The organism is Enterobacter quasiroggenkampii (assembly GCF_043972695.1).
Lineage (GTDB): Bacteria > Pseudomonadota > Gammaproteobacteria > Enterobacterales > Enterobacteriaceae > Enterobacter > Enterobacter quasiroggenkampii.
The window spans coordinates 4,508,811-4,528,325 of the sequence record NZ_CP143745.1 but is presented as its reverse complement, the minus strand read 5'-3'; the positions used below and the strand labels follow the sequence as shown (position 1 = coordinate 4,528,325).

Annotated in this window: 14 protein-coding genes and 1 tRNA gene; 6 read left to right on the top strand and 9 right to left on the bottom strand. The window is 55.8% G+C overall.

Annotated elements, in window-relative coordinates:
• Positions 1–124 precede the first annotated feature (124 nt).
• Positions 125–1,987: a bifunctional glutathionylspermidine amidase/synthase gene (gene gss / locus V1572_RS21530; protein ID WP_395299576.1), complete on the top strand. Its 1,863-nt coding sequence runs from the start codon at positions 125–127 to the stop codon at positions 1,985–1,987.
• A 52-nt stretch (positions 1,988–2,039) separates the two neighbouring features.
• On the opposite strand, the gene pgaD is transcribed toward gss, so the two are convergent.
• The 4 genes from pgaD to pgaA are packed head-to-tail and all read right to left on the bottom strand — an operon-like array spanning position 2,040 to position 8,176.
• Positions 2,040–2,471, bottom strand: a complete 432-nt coding sequence (gene pgaD / locus V1572_RS21525) for a poly-beta-1,6-N-acetyl-D-glucosamine biosynthesis protein PgaD (protein ID WP_111967477.1) — start codon at positions 2,469–2,471, stop codon at positions 2,040–2,042.
• Positions 2,471–3,799, bottom strand: a complete 1,329-nt coding sequence (gene pgaC / locus V1572_RS21520; protein ID WP_262765045.1) for a poly-beta-1,6-N-acetyl-D-glucosamine synthase — start codon at positions 3,797–3,799, stop codon at positions 2,471–2,473. Before pgaC ends, pgaD begins: the two co-directional genes overlap by 1 nt.
• Positions 3,792–5,729, bottom strand: a complete 1,938-nt coding sequence (gene pgaB, locus V1572_RS21515; RefSeq protein ID WP_395299575.1) for a poly-beta-1,6-N-acetyl-D-glucosamine N-deacetylase PgaB — start codon at positions 5,727–5,729, stop codon at positions 3,792–3,794. The genes pgaC and pgaB overlap by 8 nt, the downstream gene beginning before the upstream one ends.
• Before the next feature lie 8 nt (positions 5,730–5,737).
• Entirely contained in the window at positions 5,738–8,176 is a 2,439-nt protein-coding gene (gene pgaA, locus V1572_RS21510) for a poly-beta-1,6 N-acetyl-D-glucosamine export porin PgaA (RefSeq protein WP_395299574.1), read from the bottom strand.
• A 672-nt stretch (positions 8,177–8,848) separates the two neighbouring features.
• Here pgaA and V1572_RS21505 point away from each other — a divergent pair.
• On the top strand, positions 8,849–9,376 hold the full coding sequence (locus V1572_RS21505) for a LuxR C-terminal-related transcriptional regulator (RefSeq protein ID WP_343666497.1): 528 nt from the start codon (positions 8,849–8,851) through the stop codon (positions 9,374–9,376).
• Between the two features lie 282 nt (positions 9,377–9,658).
• Complete coding sequence (locus V1572_RS21500; RefSeq protein ID WP_039265473.1) at positions 9,659–9,985, top strand: hypothetical protein; 327 nt, start codon at positions 9,659–9,661, stop codon at positions 9,983–9,985.
• Here V1572_RS21500 and V1572_RS21495 read toward each other — a convergent pair.
• From V1572_RS21495 to V1572_RS21485, 3 genes are all read right to left on the bottom strand, one after another.
• Positions 9,963–10,781 carry a DUF4225 domain-containing protein gene (locus V1572_RS21495; RefSeq protein ID WP_023326053.1) on the bottom strand — a complete coding sequence of 273 codons (819 nt, stop codon included), beginning with the start codon at positions 10,779–10,781 and terminating at the stop codon, positions 9,963–9,965. The genes V1572_RS21500 and V1572_RS21495 overlap by 23 nt on opposite strands.
• 544 nt (positions 10,782–11,325) lie before the next feature.
• Positions 11,326–11,401, bottom strand: a tRNA-Phe gene (locus V1572_RS21490).
• A gap of 95 nt (positions 11,402–11,496) precedes the next feature.
• Positions 11,497–12,210: a DUF554 domain-containing protein gene (locus V1572_RS21485; protein ID WP_032653359.1), complete on the bottom strand. Its 714-nt coding sequence runs from the start codon at positions 12,208–12,210 to the stop codon at positions 11,497–11,499.
• 181 nt (positions 12,211–12,391) lie between these two features.
• On the opposite strand from V1572_RS21485, the gene V1572_RS21480 reads away from it, so the two are divergent.
• Positions 12,392–14,527, top strand: a complete 2,136-nt coding sequence (locus tag V1572_RS21480) for an ornithine decarboxylase (protein ID WP_395299573.1) — start codon at positions 12,392–12,394, stop codon at positions 14,525–14,527.
• Between the two features lie 88 nt (positions 14,528–14,615).
• Here V1572_RS21480 and V1572_RS21475 read toward each other — a convergent pair whose 3' ends face one another.
• Together V1572_RS21475 and V1572_RS21470 are read right to left on the bottom strand one after the other, a co-directional pair.
• Positions 14,616–15,308 (bottom strand): response regulator, encoded by a 693-nt coding sequence (locus tag V1572_RS21475; protein WP_126534055.1) that lies wholly within the window; start codon positions 15,306–15,308, stop codon positions 14,616–14,618.
• Positions 15,298–16,923: a sensor histidine kinase gene (locus V1572_RS21470; protein WP_262805606.1), complete on the bottom strand. Its 1,626-nt coding sequence runs from the start codon at positions 16,921–16,923 to the stop codon at positions 15,298–15,300. Before V1572_RS21470 ends, V1572_RS21475 begins: the two co-directional genes overlap by 11 nt.
• Before the next feature lie 344 nt (positions 16,924–17,267).
• On the opposite strand from V1572_RS21470, the gene V1572_RS21465 reads away from it, so the two are divergent.
• Together V1572_RS21465 and V1572_RS21460 are read left to right on the top strand one after the other, a co-directional pair.
• Positions 17,268–18,629 carry a 2-hydroxycarboxylate transporter family protein gene (locus tag V1572_RS21465; protein ID WP_021242090.1) on the top strand — a complete coding sequence of 454 codons (1,362 nt, stop codon included), beginning with the start codon at positions 17,268–17,270 and terminating at the stop codon, positions 18,627–18,629.
• A 17-nt stretch (positions 18,630–18,646) separates the two neighbouring features.
• Positions 18,647–19,510 (top strand): fumarylacetoacetate hydrolase family protein, encoded by an 864-nt coding sequence (locus V1572_RS21460; RefSeq protein ID WP_045134818.1) that lies wholly within the window; start codon positions 18,647–18,649, stop codon positions 19,508–19,510.
• The last annotated feature ends 5 nt before the right edge of the window (positions 19,511–19,515 follow it).

Sequence of the window (19,515 nt, the reverse complement as noted above, 5' to 3'; positions counted from 1 at the left end):
GGCCGGGTAAGGCGAATTATTTACCACGCAGGTGTATGATAAACGCTCCTCTGTCAGGTTAATTACAACGTGCAGACGACGACAACCTATAAAAATTGCCGCCTGCCTGTTTTAGGTTGGATACATGCGTAAAGGAATGTTAAGCAGTGATGCGCCCTTCGGGACATTGTTAGGCTATGCGCCCGGTGGCGTGGCGATTTACTCTTCAAATTACAGCAGTCTGGACCCGCGAAACTACCCGCAAGACGCGGATTTTCGCAGCTACATTGGCAATGAATACATGGGCCACAAGTGGCAGTGCGTTGAGTTTGCCCGCCGTTTCCTGTTCCTCAACTATGGTTTCGTGTTTACCGACGTCGGCATGGCGTGGGAAATCTTCTCCCTGCGCTTTTTGCGTCAGGTGGTTAACGATAACATTCTGCCCCTTCAGGCTTTTGCCAACGGCTCAAAACGTGCGCCGTGCGCCGGGGCGCTGCTGATCTGGCAAAAGGGCGGCGAGTTTCATGAGACCGGCCACGTGGCGGTGATCACCCAGCTTCTGGACGATAAGGTGCGAATTGCGGAGCAGAACGTCATTCACTCTCCGTTGCCGCTCGGGCAGCAGTGGACGCGCGAGCTGCGCCTGAGCGTGGAAAACGGGTGTTATACAATCCATGACACCTTCAACGACACGGAAATTCTCGGCTGGATGATCCAGACCGACGATACGGAACACAGCATTCCCCAGCCGGAAATCGACGGCGAACTGCTGAAAATCAGCGGCGCGCGGCTGAAAAACAAACGTCAGTTCGACGGCAAGTGGCTCAACGAAAATGACGCGCTGCAGCAGGCGTATATTCGCGCCAACGGTCACGTGATCAACAAAGATCCCTGCCAGTACTTCACCATTACCGAAAGCGCCGAGCAGGAGCTGATCAAGGCCACCAACGAACTGCACCTGATGTACCTGCACGCCACGGACAAGGTGCTGAAAGACGACAGCCTGCTGGCGCTTTTCGACATCCCGAAAATCCTCTGGCCGCGCCTGCGCCTCTCCTGGCAGTGGCGTCGTCACCATATGATCACCGGTCGTATGGATTTCTGTATGGATGAGCGCGGCATCAAGGTCTACGAATACAACGCCGACTCCGCCTCCTGCCATACCGAGGGCGGGCTTATCCTTGAGGAGTGGGTGAAAAATGGCTATCGCGGCAACGGGCATAACCCGGCAGAAGGCCTGCTGGAAGAGCTGACCGGCGCCTGGAAGCACAGCCACGCCCGGCCATTCGTCCACATCATGCAGGACAACGATGTCGAAGAGGACTATCACGCGCTCTTTATTCAGCGTTCGCTGATGCAGGCCGGGTTCGAGACCAAAATCCTCCACGGGCTGGGGGCGCTCAGCTGGGATGCCGCCGGACAGCTGATTGACGACGAGGGGCGCCACGTCAACTGCGTGTGGAAAACCTGGGCGTGGGAGACGGCGATAGAGCAGATCCGCGAGGTCAGCGAAACCGAATATGCCGCCGTGCCGATCCGCACTGGACACCCTGAAGGCGAAGTGCGCCTGATTGACGTTCTGCTGCGCCCGGAGGTGCTGGTCTTTGAACCGCTGTGGACCGTCATTCCCGGCAACAAGGCGATTCTTCCGGTGCTGTGGCAACTGTTCCCGAATCACCGTTACCTGCTCGACACCGATTTTGAGGTCAACGATCTGCTGAAGCAGACCGGATACGCCGTCAAGCCGATTGCCGGACGCTGCGGCAGCAATATCGACCTGATTAGCGCCCAGGACGAACTGCTGGATAAATCCAGCGGCAAGTTTGTCGACCGTAAAAACATCTACCAGCAACTGTGGTGCCTGCCAAACGTCGACGGCAAATACATTCAGGTCTGTACCTTTACCGTGGGCGGGAACTACGGCGGGACCTGTCTGCGCGGCGATGATTCGCTGGTGGTGAAGAAAGAGAGCGATATTGAGCCGCTGATCGTGGTTAAAGATAAGTAGTTTTTAGCCGCAATAAAAAAGCCCCCGCAGGGTATCCTGCGGGGGCTTTTTGTTACTGTTCTTCCTCTTCCTGCCCGTTGATCTTCAGATCGATGATGCGGCCAATCTGGTCATGATAGACCGTCAGCAGGTTGTACTGGCTCATCTCGGAGATGATCTGCGGTGAAACATTAAAGCTGCGGGCCAGCTCCTCCTGATGAAAATAGCCCGGCTGACGCCGCCTCACGTGGGCCCGACGGCGATTGTACTGATACCACAAAATCAGCAGCCAGCCGTTGAGCGCAGCAAACAGCAGGTAGAGCAACACCGTATTAAAAGACGCAATAATGACGCCCCAGCGGTAGTCGCTCTCCTCGGTGAGCTGCATCCAGAGCCGGGCATACAGGAAAAACAGAAAGCCTCCCCATGCCACCAGCGTTAACGCGGCATCGAAAAGACGTGGCAACAGCCGATGTTCGGTCAGAATTAAGGTATTTTCGTTCATTAAATGCGTCCTTTTCCCCGGTCCGGACTGATCCATCGCGCGCGGGCGCGCTGGCGTTTAAGCATGACTTTTGGAAATGCGACAAGGGTGGTGAACAGGCCGATCATCCAGTACACCATCGGAAACCAGATCACCCAGAAAAGCGAGCTGGCCACCTTCCGTTCATAGCGCCGCTCGATGAACAAGCTGACGAGGAACTGCAGGAGGCACATCACGCCCAGCAGTAGCCCGGTAAACTCTGGTGGAAAAAGGCTCTCCACGGTCAGCCTGGCAGGAACAGGAGCGATATGGCTGAGAATAAATAACAGCACCGTCATCGCGTAGGCGAAGGCCCACAGCGTTGACAGGGCATACTCAAGAAACAGGGGCCACATGCGGTGATGCTCCCAGCGCACAATCCTGCGAAGGTTGACCAGAAACACCTCCGCGCCGCCCTGGGCCCAGCGCAGACGCTGCTTCCACAGGCCCTTGAGCGTCTCCGGCATCAGGATCCAGCACAGCGCCCGCGGCTCGAAAAAAATATCCCAGTGGCGCAGCTGCAGCTTCCAGCTGATGTCGATGTCTTCGGTGATCATGTCCGGGCTCCAGTACCCGACGTCCGCCAGCGCCTGTCGGCGAAAGGCGGCGATGACGCCCGAGACGGTAAAGACCCGGCCATAGATCCGCTGCGTCCGCTTGATGAGCCCGATAATCGAAGAGAACTCGCCCACCTGAATGCGGCCGATCAGCGTGGAGCGCGTGCGAATACGCGGATTCCCGGTAACCGCCCCGACGTGGGGATACTGAATCAGCGGCGCCACCAGATACGCTGCCGTATCGCGATCGAGCAGGGCGTCGCCGTCAATGCAGACCAGCAGATCGCCCCGGGCCGCCGCTGCTCCGGCTTTGAGCGCCAGCGCTTTCCCCTGGTTTTCCGCGAGATTAATCACCCGCAGGCGCGGCTGTTCTAGCGCCAGCGCCTGCAGCACCTGCGCGGTGTTGTCAGACGAGCCGTCGTTGATGGCGATAACCTCGATATTTTCATACCGCTGATCCAGCGCGGCGCTAATCGTCTCCCGGGCATTTCGTTCCTCGTTGAAGCAAGGGATCAGAATGGAGATGAGCGGCTCACCGGCGAGCGTCGGGGCGGGCGTCTCTTTATCCCACGACCAGTGGCGTTCAAGCTGAAACCAGAAATAGAGCCCGCCGGTTATCCAGAGCACGGACATGAACAGCGGCCAGAAGAACACAAAATCCAGAATCAGCTCGCCGGTAAAGAGGGCGGCCACGCCTAACGGCAACCCGAATACCAGACATAAAATTGAAAAGGCGATAATGCGATCAGTCATTGTCAGGGTACCAGTACGAAGAAAATACAGGCCTGATGCGTGAGATATCAGGTTGGTTGTTGATGAAATCATCGGGGTAGTAACCGTAGTTTTTGACGCCGTTCAGCTGGAGCACGCGCATCCACTGTGCCAGCTGGCTGTCGGAAACGGCGCGCTGCGGTTTCCGATCCCAGTCCCTGGCCTGCAGTTCAAAAATGGTTTTATCGAGCGCGCCGGGACGCATGGCGACCGCTTTCACCAGACGCGCCAGCCAGGCATCACTTTCGTCTGCCGGGACGGACTCCATCAGCGGCATGGCCATCGGCACCGTCCAGTCATACTCCGCCAGAAAATCGTCAAGATTCTGCGCGAACCACGCTTCGCTTTCGGGCTGCAGAATGGGTAAGGCGAACATATTGCGGGCGGTTTTTATCTGCGGGCCGCGGATGTGCTTCACCGCCAGGCTCAGGGCGTGGGTAAACCCAATCAGCAGCTGGCTTTTCTGACGTGTTGTGCTCTGAGGGCCATCGTCCACGTCGGTCAGCACCGCATCGTCATGGAATAAGATCCCGTTGAAGCTGGCATAGCGGGCCAGATCTTCATAGATATCCGTCACCTGCTGGCGCACCTGCGGGTCCCACGGGGAGAGCCGGATATAGGGATCGGTGGCTTCGCGCAGCTGGCCTGACGAGCGGTCCCGACGCTGCACGCGCGGCAGGGCAGGATCGAGATCGAACGAGAGCACCGGCATCCACGCGAAGACTTTCACGCCCGCGCGGGTTTGCAGTTGCCAGGAGACAAAATTAAAGAGATCGGCCCGGACCGGCAGCTGGCGGTTGGGAAAATAGAGCGCCTTGATCCTGCCGTCGCCCTGCGGGTCGGCAAACGCCTGCAGGAAAACATGGCTGATTTTCATGTCGTAGACCCGCTGGATCAGCCTGTTGATATTTTGGGTCTGCTGGGCCAGATCGGGATCGTAAACGTAGTCGAGATCGACGTGCATGACGCGCACGGGTTCGCGCTCCTGAACCTGGCTGACCGTACTGGCAAATGCCTTGAGCGAGGGATTGCCGGCGATCAGCAGACGAGGGATATTGCCCAGCTCCTGAACGTTCCCCAGCCCGTCCTCAAGGGTAAAGGCCAGCTGATAACCCTGCTGTCTGGCGATGGCGAGCGACGTACCGTTGGCCGCACCATAGGGCCAGACCCAGGCGCGCGGCGCCTTGCCCGTTACCTGCGTGATTTTGTCTGTCACTTTGCGAACGTCATCGCCGATCCGCTGGTTGAACTGCCGATCGGTTTCATAGCGGCCCGTCGCTTTATCATAAAAGCGGTTGGCGATGGCCGGTTCGCGGCTGCCCTGCGGGTTAGCCGGGATGCCGTAATGCGAGGCCCAGGTGTGCGATCCGATCTCAATCAGCGGAGACCGGCTGAGCTCGCGCACCATGTCCCACGTCGCGAAGCGATCGCGGGGCGTCATCAGACCGCCGAAGTTAACTTTTTGATTTTCCGGCGTATCCACCCAGCTGCCCACCGGCGCCCACAGCGCAGGAACGTTCCACGCCTGAAGCAGTGGCCAGACGCGGGTGTAAAAGCTGCTGTAGCCGTCGTCAAAGCTGAGCAGAACGGCTTTGGGCGGCAGCGTTTTTTTTCCGTCATGGGCATCGAGAATGTCCTGCACGCTGATGACGTGATACCCGTTGTGCAGCAGCCAGCTTATCTGCTCGTTTAGCGCGCTGGTTCGTACGGAGAGGTAGCGCTGATCGGCGGCATCGTCTTCGACGTCGTGGTAGGCCAGCACCAGAAACTGGTTCTGCGGCCAGGGGTTGCTCGCCTCCAGCTGCGGCCGATCTTTGGGCGCAATAAACGAAAATGCCTGCGCGCAGACGCTCGCGCTGAGGCAGAGCCAGCCGATGAGTATCAGGCTCGCGGAAAAACGTGTGTTCATCATCATCATCCTTAAAAGCGTAAAGTCGCATCAAACGTGACGGAGAGGTTGCTCTCGCGTTTGCCGTCGTAAGGGCGCTTGTCCCAGTTCAGCATCACGCCGGTATCCATGACGTTGTTCCACTGAACGCGTTGTCCGTAACCCAGCAGAGCGATGGCGCCAGCGGACTGATTTTTCTGCCAGTAGCGGCCGCCTCCCGCCACGAACTGCTGGCTCCAGAGGGTGTCGTAATGGCGGAGCATCTCATGGTCAACGGCCAGGGCGGCCGTCACGGAGAGATCCCGCGCCGGGTTGTAATAGAGGGTGTCCCGCAGGCTGTTTTTGCTGGCGGCGATCCCCGGTTCGAAATCCAGCGTCAGGGACGGGGTCTGCCAGAGACGCTCCTTGCCCGTGAGGGTGTATTCCTGTCGGCGGTTATGGTCCGAGAAGCGGCTGAGGGCGGCGTTGAACTGGTACTCACGACGCTCGTTTTGATACCAGCGCACGCCACCTTCTCCCCGGTTGGCGCTGATCCCGTTGCGTAACGCCCGCAGGGGCGTGGTGCGCGACAGGCGCTCAAGGCTGCCGCTGACCTGCCAGTTATCGGTGACAAAGTACGTTGTTGAGAGGCGAGCGCCCGGCTTGTTCGCCCCGTGATAGCGGTTGCTGGAGAGCTCGGCTTCGAGCTGGAGATCGCGTGGCCGCCATTCGATACCGCCCAACAGGTGACGGCTGGAGCCTTTGCCTTCATCGAAATTACCCTCTGCATAGCGGGTGCCGGCAAACAGCCGCCAGTTATCCGCTACGGGCGGGCCATAGAGCGTGGCGTCCCAGTTGAGGTCGTGCGTCCCGCTGACGGGGTTATCGGAGTGCAAACCCTTGCTCGCGTTGAGGCGCAGCTCGGACATATGGTGAACGGTGCGGAGCCTGTCCAGACGCCTGGCGTTGCGATCGCGCGGCGCGCGGGCGACGACGTCGTCGGCCAGTAAATCCATCTGCCGCCACTCCTGCAGATCCATGGCGACGTAAGCCTGCTGCTGCTCAAGATCCAGATTCGAGGGCTCCAGCGCCTCCGCCATTTTCAGCGTTTGGTCCGCCGCGCGCGGCAGACCCCGCGCCTGAAGCAGCGTGGCGTAGTCAATCTGCAATCCCTGATTACCCGGCGCGGTTGTCGCCAGACGTCGCGCCAGCTTTTCGGCTTCCGGCAGTGCATTCGTCGCCAGCAAATAGTTAAAACGGAGCGACTGGCCGGTAAGCCATCGATCGTTCGGCTGAGGAGTAGGGGAGCCGAAATCGTAACGGGTCCAGGGAACGTTGCGGGACTGACGCTCTGCATACCGACGGGCGGACGGATACTCTCCCGTATCCAGCCAGGCGTAGAAAAGCGCGTGCTCTTCGTCCTGCGGGTCAGATGTGTATTGCGGATAGCGTTGCAGAAGCGCGAAGGCGGCGGCAGCGTTTTTCTCCTGCAGATATGCGGAGATCACCCAGCCGATTGCCCAGCCCGGTACCGGATGACGGGCTGCCGTCAGATCCTGGTATTCGCTGATGACCCGCGGATAATCGGCATGAGCGTAGAGCGCGCCGAGCCGGTCGATACGCGCAAGGACGATGTCTTCCGCCGCCTGTGGCTCGCCTTGCCAGCGAGACAGGAGCGCGTCGTAACGATTCAGCGCAGATTGCGCAAGCTGCAGGCGCTCTTTTTCAGTTCTGCCTGGCACATCTGCAAGGCGAACGCTTTCGGCTGCGGCATTCAGCTCAAGGCGACGACGTTCCGCGGGGGACAGCGCCACCTTTTGTGAAAGCAGGAGCGCGGGGGTATTGACCCGGTTATCCGTTAGCGCGTCGATCAGCTCGCGAAGAAGCGCGTGATTTTCTGGCGCGATATTCAGCGCGCGCGTGTCGGCTAAAAGCCGATCCCAGCTTTTTCCCTGGCGTTGCCAGACATACGCCAGCGTCTGAAGATGTGCCTGCGAGGGATCCTCCGCCACCAGCTGTCGGGCTTCCTGCAGGGCAATCGTATCTTTACGGGCATCGGCCAGGGTTTTGATATAGCCGATACGATAATCGTCGTTATCCGGCGCAAGGCTGCGCGCTTCTTTCCAGAGCGCCAGAGCGGGCTGCCACGCTTTCTGATTTCGCCTGGCCTGTGCGACAGCCGCAACGCCGCGGGCGGGCAGCGGCATATAAATGCTGTAGCGCTGCCAGACCTGAATAACCTCGTCATCATGGCCTGCCCAGGCCGCCACCTGTAACCAGTCCGCAACGTGTTCAGGCGTCAGGGCATGCTGCTGCTGATAACGCTGAAGATAATCGAGAAACGACGTGTAATTACCGTTACGCGCCTGTTGAATCTGTTGCTCATAAACGGATTCCGTAGCCTGAACCAGAACAGGAAAGAGTAATAACAGAAACAATAATGTTGGGGTGCGATAAAAGAATAATATACTGAAGCTAAGTGATCTTTCCATATCTATTTGCCATTTGTTTTTCATGAATCCATTGCATAACACGGCCGCCTTTAAGCTCAGCGTAAAAGGCCATAAATGAGAACATTAAATCTGAATGCAGTGATGTTACGGGGTACTTACTTAAAGGTAATTATGGATCCTCATCTCAGTAGACTGGATAGGAGGTAATGTACACCTGATATGTTGCCGGATAAATATGCTGAAAAGCGGCTGCGTAGTTTTGAGATAATTCTGTAATGAGCAGTTTTTTGTGTTTATTTTGAATTGGGTTATTAATTGTAATGTGTTGAAATATAGTGATTTTATTTTTATTGTGACAGTTTTGTATATATTTTTAATGACGCTTATCTGCCTCAATTAAAGTACTTTCTGGTGCATGTTTGGGAAGTTTCATGACAAAAATTCTTAATGTTTAGAGAAGTGACTTTTCTGCGATTGTTTTTTATTTATAATTAATGGCAGCCATTGAATGATAGTCTACAGGAAGTCTTACTCATCAATGTGTGTATTGAGGGATGTCCAAAGCCAGAATACATTTATCGTTAATATAACAGCGCTATAAAACGAAGGCGGTCTTCTTTTCGCAGGATCGTTCTTGCTTTAATCTAAAAGGGATGGTTAGTGGCAACTTCAATAGTGTTAGTGACTCAGGATCGCTACCTTGTCAGGGGCATGCGGATATTTTTTCCGGATATTATCCTGCTTGATTCGATTGACAGAAACATATTTGATAACGGTGCAGATGAATATTCTGTATTGATTGATAGTCGTTGTCCGCTCCGTTTATATGATTACCTGATACGCCATCCGGCCAGAACGAGAAAAACGATCTGCTGCGTTATGCTTGATATGCGCCACCGCGAGGAGAATCTGCTCAGTATGAAGCTGTTTATGAACACGTCGCTGACGGCGCCGGATATGGCCTCGCTGTTTAACCTGGTGCTCAATATGAAGGGCCGACGCCTGACCACGAAGTGGCTGCTGAATTTACGGCTGAGCACGCATGAAACGATCATGTTGCGGTTGCTGAGGGCAGGGATGTCAATGGAGGAGATTGCAGGCGAGCTGAATACGTCGGTGAAAAGTCTCTACCGCACACGAACGGCGCTCTCCGAACGGCTGGGGGCGGAGAATTTCAACGAGGCGTGTTTGTTTATCTTCAAAAACAAACTGCTGGGCACAGGTGGGAACGATCCCTAGGTTGGGGAGAGAACAAAAGCATAATTGCGGGCGGTATTCTGAGGTTTGAGAACGCTGGATGAGGACAACTTCCTGGCCTTGGGTTTGGATTTACTCTGGCTCAAAACGACACAAGGACGTTGTCATGGACACGATTGAAGAGTCTGGTCACCGCCACTGTAAGATATCTTCAACTATTTGATATAAATATAAATTTGACAAATATCGTCAGGTAGCGATTTATCCGTCAAATTCAGTTAAACTTCGTCACATGTTTCAGTGAGTTATGGGACGGTTAGTAGAATGACCAGCGAAGAAGCACTTTTAAAATCAGGTTTTAGTAAACGAGATCTTCAAAAGCTTAAAAACAATATCGAGAATTACGGTGGTTCGTTTGATAGCGTAACTCATGATCTGGCCAATCGTTTTAAGGCAATGAAGTGGATAACTATTATTGCCTTTATCATACTGGCTTTAACTCTTTTACTTGCATCCAGGGATACAAGTCTGACACTTGCGCTCACGTTATTGATTGTACTACCTTTTATCTGGTATATAACGCCAGCAAAACTTGGCTACAAATCCTGGCGTTACCGTAAAATGCTGACTAATTCTGAGACGGGTCGCTGACGGACAACAGATCAAAAATAATCTTAGCTTTCACGCCGTAACCCGCTATTTTCATTGTAAGCTGCGGGCGGCTCAATGTGCTCACCTTTCGGTAATAGTCTGTGGGTAGATAACGAAACAGTCGCCAGGTACCAGGTCGCCGTAACAAGCCAAAAATGGTATACGCATTAGCGGCCAGTGAGATTGATTTGTAGACACCTAAACCATTCTCACGACTAAAGCCCATAAACTCAGCTGTAGACATCGCGGCATTCGCGACCAGCCCTTCACTGGTAGTGTTGTTCGTTGCGTAGCGAGCCACTTCTTTACTGATGCTGTTTGCCCCGTCAGTAACCAGAATCGCACCAGCAAGAACTCCGAGAGGGGTCATCGTGCCAATCAGTGTAAATCCTGCGGCTATTTCAGCACCGGCCAGGACAACACTAACTGCCGAGATAACATACCCAACAATTTTGTTATTCTCTCGGATGAACTCGACTTTCGCGTAAAGCTTCGCTGCCTTCGTTCGTAATAAACGAGCTTGTTCCAGGAGGTTATAGTTTTCTTCTCTAAGTATTTTAACGCAGTCCATGCATTCTTTATCTGATTTAGCCTGACGAGCTAGCGTAAACTGTTGTTCTATGAGGTCCCGAATTTCCTGAATGAACTTCATTCGAGTCAGACCATCGCTGAGATGAAAAGCCGACAGAGTGTTGGCTGTATTTACCAGTTTCCTGGCTTCCATATTCACCATCGTTTCCGCCCAGGCTTTATTTCTTCCACCTGATTGCATCATGTTAAGCAATGCTGCATCCATTGTAATTCCTCTCAATTGCTTTACCGGCGTCTGTTTAGACTGATAAAAGGCTCCCTCTGACAGCCATGCGTGCCAACGCATGCACAATATAGTAGCAATGTGGTTACGGGGTCAGAAGCAGAAGTCGCTTTTTGCAGCTACACACCTCGGCCTACTAGACGGCTTTCACCGGGCATCACCGGAAGTATCAGGCCAGATTTTTGCTCAATGGCATCAATGAGAAGCCCGTTCTCGCTTGAGTGGCCGCCGTAGTAGGGAAAGGGCAACACCAGCAGAAAGCCAGCCGTTTTTGTCGGGAATTTCACCATCAATCAGGCCGGATGTGCAGCACGACTGGACGTTTTCGGAAGCCCTGAGCAATCCGGTATGTGTCCACTGTATAGTAGGTGCCGTTTCGGTCTTTGGTAGGCTTTATCATAATGCCCATTTTGTACCACCGGGAAGCGGGGCCGGAGGAAAGATAAGAGGGGTAACTACTGATAAACCAACAAGTTGTTGACTCAGAAAGCAAAAACCCGCCACGAGGGCGGGTTTTCTGAAGAAGTGGTGCCCGGACTCGGAATCGAACCAAGGACACGGGGATTTTCAATCCCCTGCTCTACCGACTGAGCTATCCGGGCAACGGGGCGCATTAAACCCGATCTGCCCGGTGGCGTCAACGAAAAATGTTGTTTTCGTTACGGACTGCGCAATCTCTCACCATTTCGCCGCATCCTTAAGCGAAAAAGTGCGTCCAGAGCGCGGAGAGCGGCATGGCGAGCAGCAGCGCGGGCAGCATGTTCACCACGGCAAACATCTTGATCCCACAGATGCGCAGCCCGGTAGCCAGCAGCAGCAGGCCGCCGACGGCGGTAAAGTCTGCCATCATCGCCGGCGTAGTGAGCGGGAGAATTAACGTGGCGCAGGTAGCCAGTGCCAGCTGGATCAGCAGCATCGGGACGCAAATCGCCGCCACGGCAATGCCGAGCGTGGTGGCAAAAATGGTGGCGGTGAAGAAATCAAGAAACGCTTTTGCAATCAAAATGCTCGGGTCGCCCGTCATCCCTTCCTGCATCGAACCGAAAATCCCGGTGCCGCTGGCGCAAAACAGAATAATGATGGCGACATAGTTCTGAATAAACGTCTCGTGCGTGCCGTGTTTCGCCTTGCCCGGTCGGGCTATCAGGTTTTTGGCTTTGCTCACCGCGCTGTTAATGCCTTTTTCCAGATAGCAAAATTCGCCAATCAGCGCGCCGAGCAGGGTGGCCAACACCATCACCGGCAGGTTGGCGCATTTGACCACCAACAGAATACCGATCCCTAACGATGCAAGGCCGAATATTGAGGGCATGGAGGTGCGAATACGCTCCGGCAGCCGCTGGCTTAGCACTGCGCCGAGTACGCCGCCCAGCAATACGGCTCCTGCGTTGATAAATGGCCCGATAACCAAAATTAACTCCTGTTATTTAATCATTGATATTGCATTATTATGGCACGTCAGCACTGCGCGGGCCTTAGCTTTGGGTGGTTTCGTGCATACTGATTCCTTCTTGCACCTCAAAATAAAAGGTGACATTATTGCGCGAATTTTCTCCTCCCTGTCTCACCGTTCGGTGAGGGTAATTGCGCTTATGAAAACCATGAAAATCGCCGTTAGCCGCGAGCTGCTCTCAACTGTGTCTACGCACCGCGAAAAGGTGACGCTGGACAGCACGGATTTCACCGATGTGGCAGCCGTCGTCATGACGACGACAGAGAGTCGCAGCGGCATCCTTGCATTGCTGAAACGCACGGGCTTTCAGCTACCGGTGTTTATTTTCTCTCAGGAGCCAACGGAGGTGCCTGACGGCGCCACCGCGGTCATCTCGGGTAAAGCTCAGGAGTTTCTGGAGCTGGAGAGCGCTGCCAGCCGCTACGAAGAGAACCTGCTGCCGCCCTTTTTCGACACCCTGAGTCAGTATGTGGAGATGGGCAACAGCACTTTCGCCTGTCCAGGACACCAGCACGGGGCGTTTTTTAAAAAACACCCGGCAGGGCGGCAGTTCTATGATTTCTTCGGTGAGAACGTATTTCGCGCCGACATGTGCAATGCCGACGTGAAGCTGGGCGATCTGCTGATCCACGAAGGGTCCGCCAAGCATGCGCAAAAATTCGCGGCTAAAGTGTTCAACGCGGATAAAACGTACTTCGTGCTGAACGGGACGTCGGCGGCCAACAAGGTGGTAACTAACGCGCTGCTCACCCGCGGCGATCTGGTGCTGTTCGACCGCAACAACCATAAATCTAACCACCACGGGGCGCTGATCCAGGCGGGTGCCACGCCGGTTTACCTTGAGGCCGCGCGTAACCCGTTTGGCTTTATTGGCGGGATTGACGACCACTGCTTTGATGACGCGTATCTGCGGGATCTGATCCGCGAGGCGGCGCCGGAGAAAGCCGACGAGGCGCGTCCGTTCCGTCTGGCTATCATTCAGCTAGGCACCTACGACGGGACGATCTACAACGCCCGTCAGGTGATCGACAAGATCGGCCATCTGTGCGACTACATCCTCTTTGACTCCGCCTGGGTGGGCTACGAGCAATTTATTCCGATGATGGCGGAAACATCCCCGCTGTTGCTGGAGCTGAACGAGAACGATCCGGGGATTTTCGTGACCCAGTCGGTGCACAAACAACAGGCCGGATTCTCGCAAACCTCGCAGATCCATAAAAAGGATAACCACATTCGTGGTCAGGCGCGTTTCTGCCCGCACAAGCGGCTGAACAACGCTTTTATGCTGCATGCCTCCACCAGCCCGTTTTACCCGCTGTTTGCGGCACTGGATGTCAACGCGAAAATACATGAAGGGGAGAGCGGACGCAGGCTGTGGGCGGAGTGCGTCGAGCTGGGCATTGAGGCGCGCAAGGCGATCATCGCCAACTGCCATATGATCAAACCGTTTATCCCACCAGTGGTGGCGGGGCGGCCGTGGCAGGATCATCCGACGCACGCCATTGCCAGCGAGCTGCGCTTCTTCAGCTTCGAGCCGGGGGCCAAATGGCACGGGTTTGAGGGCTATGCAAGCGAGCAGTACTTTGTCGACCCGTGCAAGCTGCTGCTGACCACGCCGGGCATCGATGCCGAGACGGGGGAGTACACCGATTTCGGGATCCCGGCGACGATTCTGGCGCACTACCTGCGTGAAAACGGCATCGTGCCGGAGAAATGCGACCTTAACTCGATTCTGTTCCTGCTGACGCCTGCTGAAAGCAGCGAGAAGCTGGCGCAGTTGGTGGCGATGCTGGGCCAGTTTGAACAGCATATTGAAGACGATACGCCGCTGGCGGACGTGCTGCCGACGATCTTCCAGAAATACCCGGTGCGCTACCGGGATTATACCCTCCGCCAGCTGTGCCAGGAGATGCACGATCTCTACGTCAGCTTTGACGTGAAGGATTTACAGAAGGCGATGTTCCGCAAGGAGAGCTTGCCTGAGGTGGTGATGAACCCGCAGGATGCCAATCAGGCGTATATTCGCGGAGACGTGGAGCTGGTTCGCATACGGGATGCCGAAGGGCGAATTGCGGGCGAAGGCGCGCTGCCCTATCCGCCAGGCGTGCTGTGCGTGGTCCCGGGTGAAGTCTGGGGTGGGGCGGTACAGCGTTACTTCCTGGCGCTGGAGGAGGGCATCAACCTGCTGCCGGGCTTCTCGCCGGAGCTGCAGGGCGTTTACAGCGAGAAGGATGCCGACGGGATTAAGCGGCTGTATGGGTATGTGTTGAAGTAGACTCTTGCCCGAACGTAGGCCGGGTAAGAGTCAGCGTCACCCGGCGACTTGCCCGGTGGCGCAAGCTTACCGGGCCTACAATATCGCTTCAGGCTTCTGCGCGGCGGTACATCCTCCTCGGATGCCCGATCTTCCCGTACAGCATCTCCACGCTGAGAAACCCCGTCTCCACGCAGTGCTCCAGATAGCGACGGGTGGTGGTTTTACTCAATCCCGTCTCGCTCACCACCTCATCCACGGTAAAGCAGTGCATTGCCTTGTCGTTAAACAGCGACTGCACCCGCGCCAGCGTATTTTCCTCAATGCCCTTGCTGCCGTTGTCCTGGCGGTAGTTTTTCGCCTGAAGCTGATACAGCGAATCCACGTTCTGCTGGTCGACAATCTTCCAGACCCTCTGCTGTTCGGCAAATTGCACGAACCGCTCCAGCGACTGGCTGAGCCGCTTCCAGGAGACGGGTTTGAGGATGTAGTCGAACGCGCCGTTGCGGATCGCCTGGCTGCAGGTGTCCATATCGCTGGCGGCAGTGATAAAAATCACCGAGCAGTTGGCGCGGGCCAGCATGGGGTTATTGATCAGTGAGATCCCTTTGCCGTCCGGCAGATAGTTATCCAGCAGCACCAGCTGCGGCTGTTTGTTTGCAAGCTCTGCTTGGGCCGCAGCCAGCGACGAGGCAATGCCCACCAGCCTCAGACGCGGATGTTTGCCTATCAGCTCCGCGTGCAGTTGCGCCAGTTCGTTCTCGTCTTCAACAATCAGTACGTCGATAAGTTCATGTTGCATAGTCGGTGTCTTCCAGTTGCCGGGCGGTTCCCGTGGCCGGGATAAACAGGGAGAAAATGGCGCCGCGCGGCGTATTATCGGCAACTTCTATCGCGCCGCCAGCCTGTGTGACATAGCTTTCGATCAGATACAGACCAATCCCATGATCGCCGCGTGTTTTGGTGGTGATGCCGCGCTCAAAGATCCGGTCACGGATCTCCGGCTTGATGCCCACGCCCTGGTCGGCCACTTCAATGATCAGCTCCTGTTCGCTGAGCTTTATCAGCACCTCCACCGGCGCGTGGGGAAGCGGCGACCGCTGTGTCGCTTCGATGGCGTTATCCAGCAGGTTGCCAATAATCGAAATCAACTCTTGCTCCCCCAGCGGCAGGAACGGTCTGTCCAGACGACAGGCCGGGTCGAAACTCAGTTCGACACCTTTCTCCCGCGCACGGGCGGATTTGCCCAGCAGCAGGCCGCACAGGGTCGGGGAGCTAAAGCGCGAAGAGATAAAGTCCAGCAGCTCCTGGGCGTGTTCAGACTGCGCCTGAATGTAGCCAATCGCCTCCTCATAGCGGCCCATGTGCAGCAGGCCGGAGAGGGTGGTCATCCGGTTTAGCTGCTCATGACGCATTATGCGGAGGTTATCGACATAGCGTTTGACCTGGCTAAGCTGGGCACTCAGCGAGTCGATCTCGTTGCGATCGCGGAAGGTGATCACCCAGCCCTGCAGCGACCCCTCAAGCATGATGTGGACCCGGCTGGCAATCACCGTCAGATCGTTAAAACGGCAAATCTCGTCATGGGTATCTTTCGCCAGCATCGTCTGCGTGTCGAAGAACGGGACCGGATCGATCACCTGACTTATCAGCTGCCCGCGCAGCTCGCGGGCCGGCTGGCTCAGCCCCAGCAGCTTGCGCGCCGCCTGGTTGATCACCTCAATCCGCCTTTGATCGTCAATGGCAATTACGCCTTCATAAATAGACTCCATCAACGCCTTCTGCTGGCGCACAAGCAGGCCGATCTCGCGCGGCTCGAGGGAGAAGATCTGCTTCTTAATACTGCGGGTAAAGAACCAGGAGAAGATAAAGAGAGCAATCAGCAGCAGCACCGCGGCAATCAGGATATTGACCACTTTACTGACGGTAATGGTGTCCAGGTAGCTGGTGAGATAGCCGACCGAAACAATGCCGACCACCTGTCCGGCAGCGTTGAAGATGGGGGCCTTACTGCGCAGCGAAATACCCAACCCGCCTTTGCGGATGGTGGTGGTGCTTTTACCCTGCAATACGGCGTCGTTGTCACCGCCTACCAGCGTGGTGCCCACTCTGTCGGCGAAGACGGAGTGAAAAAGATGCTGGCCCTTATTATCGCCAATCACAATAAAGCTGGCGTCACTGTGCGCAGAAATCTTCTGCATAAAATCATGGATGGCGATGATATTCTTTTGTTCAACTTCATGTCGCAATGTTGGAATAAGCGCAATCTCTTCAGCCTGTATTTTGGCGCGCGTGCTCATTTCCTGATAAAGCTGTTTTCCGACGTCGGCATAATAATATCCGCCCAGTAACGCAAAAAGCACTGAGAAAAAGGCAACCAGCGAAATAAACAGCTTTATCTGGAAAGAGACTTTCATAACTCTCACGCAAGGTAGCGACAAAGATCGCCAATATATCATCTTTTTTCACGCGGGCGCCCGCTTTGCCGAAAACTTGTGATCCCTTGCACAGCGGGCGCTGTAAAAGCATCATCCCAAAGACGGGTGGCCTCTGGCTGCACGAATAAATGTTATTTGTTTGTTCAATTCAGAAAAGAAACCATAAAAACCACGACAATAAATAAGGCATAAATCACATTAAATAAAAGAAACCATTAAAACCATAGCTGCCATTAAAACTTCGCTTTTAATATGCCATTCCTCACATAAAGTAAGCCTTTGTGACTCTAAGCTGAACGCACAAAATAACCAAGGGGCTTATTATGAGCACAACTGACGATTCTTTCTCTGTTACCCACGACCCGATTGAAATTCAGCGACCTTCGCTCAAAGAGCGCTGGTGGCATATTATGGATACCTGGAAAATCGGGATTATTCCTCTGCCGCTGTTCGTTCTGGCGGGCGCGCTGATCGCCATTGATTGCCTGGGCGGAAAACTGCCGAGCGATATCGTGGTGATGGTGGCGACGCTGGCCTTCTTCGGCTTTGCCTGCGGCGAGTTTGGCAAACGCCTGCCGATTGTCGGCAAGCTCGGCGCGGCGGCGATTTGCGCCACCTTTATTCCATCCGCGCTGGTCTATTACGGCCTGCTGCCGGACGTGGTGGTCGAGTCCACCACCAAGTTCTACAAATCCACCAACATCCTCTACCTCTATATCTGCTGCATTATTGTCGGCAGCATCATGAGCATGAACCGCACGGTGCTGATTCAGGGCTTCCTGCGCATCTTCTTCCCGATGCTGTGTGGCGAAATCGTCGGCATGCTGGTGGGGATGGGCGTCGGCCTGGCGCTGGGTCTTGAGCCATTCCAGATCTTCTTCTTTATCATCCTGCCAATCATGGCGGGCGGCGTTGGGGAAGGGGCGATCCCGCTTTCCATCGGCTATGCCACCCTGTTGCACATGGACCAGGGCGTGGCGCTCGGTCGCGTGCTGCCGATGGTCATGCTCGGCGGTCTGACGGCGATCATCATCTCCGGCTGCCTGAACCAGCTTGGTAAACGCTACCCGCATCTGACCGGTGAAGGCCAGCTGATGCCTAACCGCGCCAATGCCGATGCCACCGTCTCTCAGCCTGCATTCTCCGGCAAAGCGGACGTGACCACGATCGCCTCCGGCGCGCTGCTGGCGGTGCTGCTCTACATGCTGGGCATGCTCGGCCACAAGCTGATTGGCCTGCCTGCGCCGGTCGGCATGCTGTTTATGGCGGTACTGGTGAAGCTCTGCAACGGCGCCTCTCCGCGCCTGCTGGAAGGCTCTCAGGTGGTGTACAAATTCTTCCAGACCTCTGTGACCTACCCGATTCTCTTTGCCGTTGGCGTGGCCATCACCCCATGGCATGAACTGGTGGCCGCCTTCACGCTGACCAACCTGCTGGTGATTATCAGCACCGTCTCCGCGCTGGTGGCGACCGGGTTCTTCGTCGGCAAAAAGATTGGCATGCACCCGATTGATGTCGCCATCGTCTCCTGCTGCCAGAGCGGCCAGGGCGGTACCGGCGACGTGGCGATCCTGACCGCAGGCAACCGCATGAGCCTGATGCCGTTCGCCCAGATTGCTACCCGTATCGGCGGGGCGATTAACGTCTCCATCTCTCTGCTGATTCTGGGCAACTTCCTCGTTTAAGTTTTCAGGAAAGAACAATGAAACTCGCAAGCTTTTTATACCAGGGAAAACGCAGCTACGGCATCGTGCAGGCCGACGGCGTGATTGATTTAGGCCGCCGTCTGGGCGACCGCTACAGCGACCTCAAGGCGCTGCTGCAGGGCAACGGGCTGGCGCAGGCCACCCGCTACCTGAACGATGCCGTGGACGTGCCGATGAGCGCCATCACCTTCTTACCGGTGATTGAGCAGCCGGAAAAAATCCTCTGTGTGGGCATGAACTACGCCGACAAGCGCAAGGAGTTTGACCAGCACAACCCGGCCCCGACGCTGTTTGTCCGCTTCCCGGATTCACAGACCGGCCACAACGAGCCGGTGCTGAAGCCGCGCCACTCCAGCGAATTCGACTACGAAGGCGAACTGGCGGTGATCATCGGTAAAGGCGGGGAGAACATCAGCCGCGACGACGCCCTGCGCCACGTGGCGGGCTACAGCTGCTACATGGACGGCTCCGCCCGCGACTGGCAGCACACCTGGTTCACCGCCGGTAAAAACTGGCGTCAGACCGGCGCGTTTGGCCCGTGGATGGCGACGGCGGATGAGATCCCCGATCCGCACCAACTGGCGATTCGCACCTGGCTGAACGGCCGCATGGTGCAGGAAGACAACACCAGCAGCATGATCCACAAGGTTGCGGAGCTGATCGAGTACATCAGCACCTTCACCCGCTTAAGTCCTGGCGATGTGATCATCACCGGATCCCCTGGCGGGGTGGGTAAAAAGCGTAACCCGCCGCTGTTTATGAAAGAGGGCGATCGCATTGAGGTGGAGATCGAGCATATCGGTCATCTGAGCAACGTGATTGTGGAAGCGCCAGCCGTCGGGCTTGCGGCAGCACATTAAGTAAG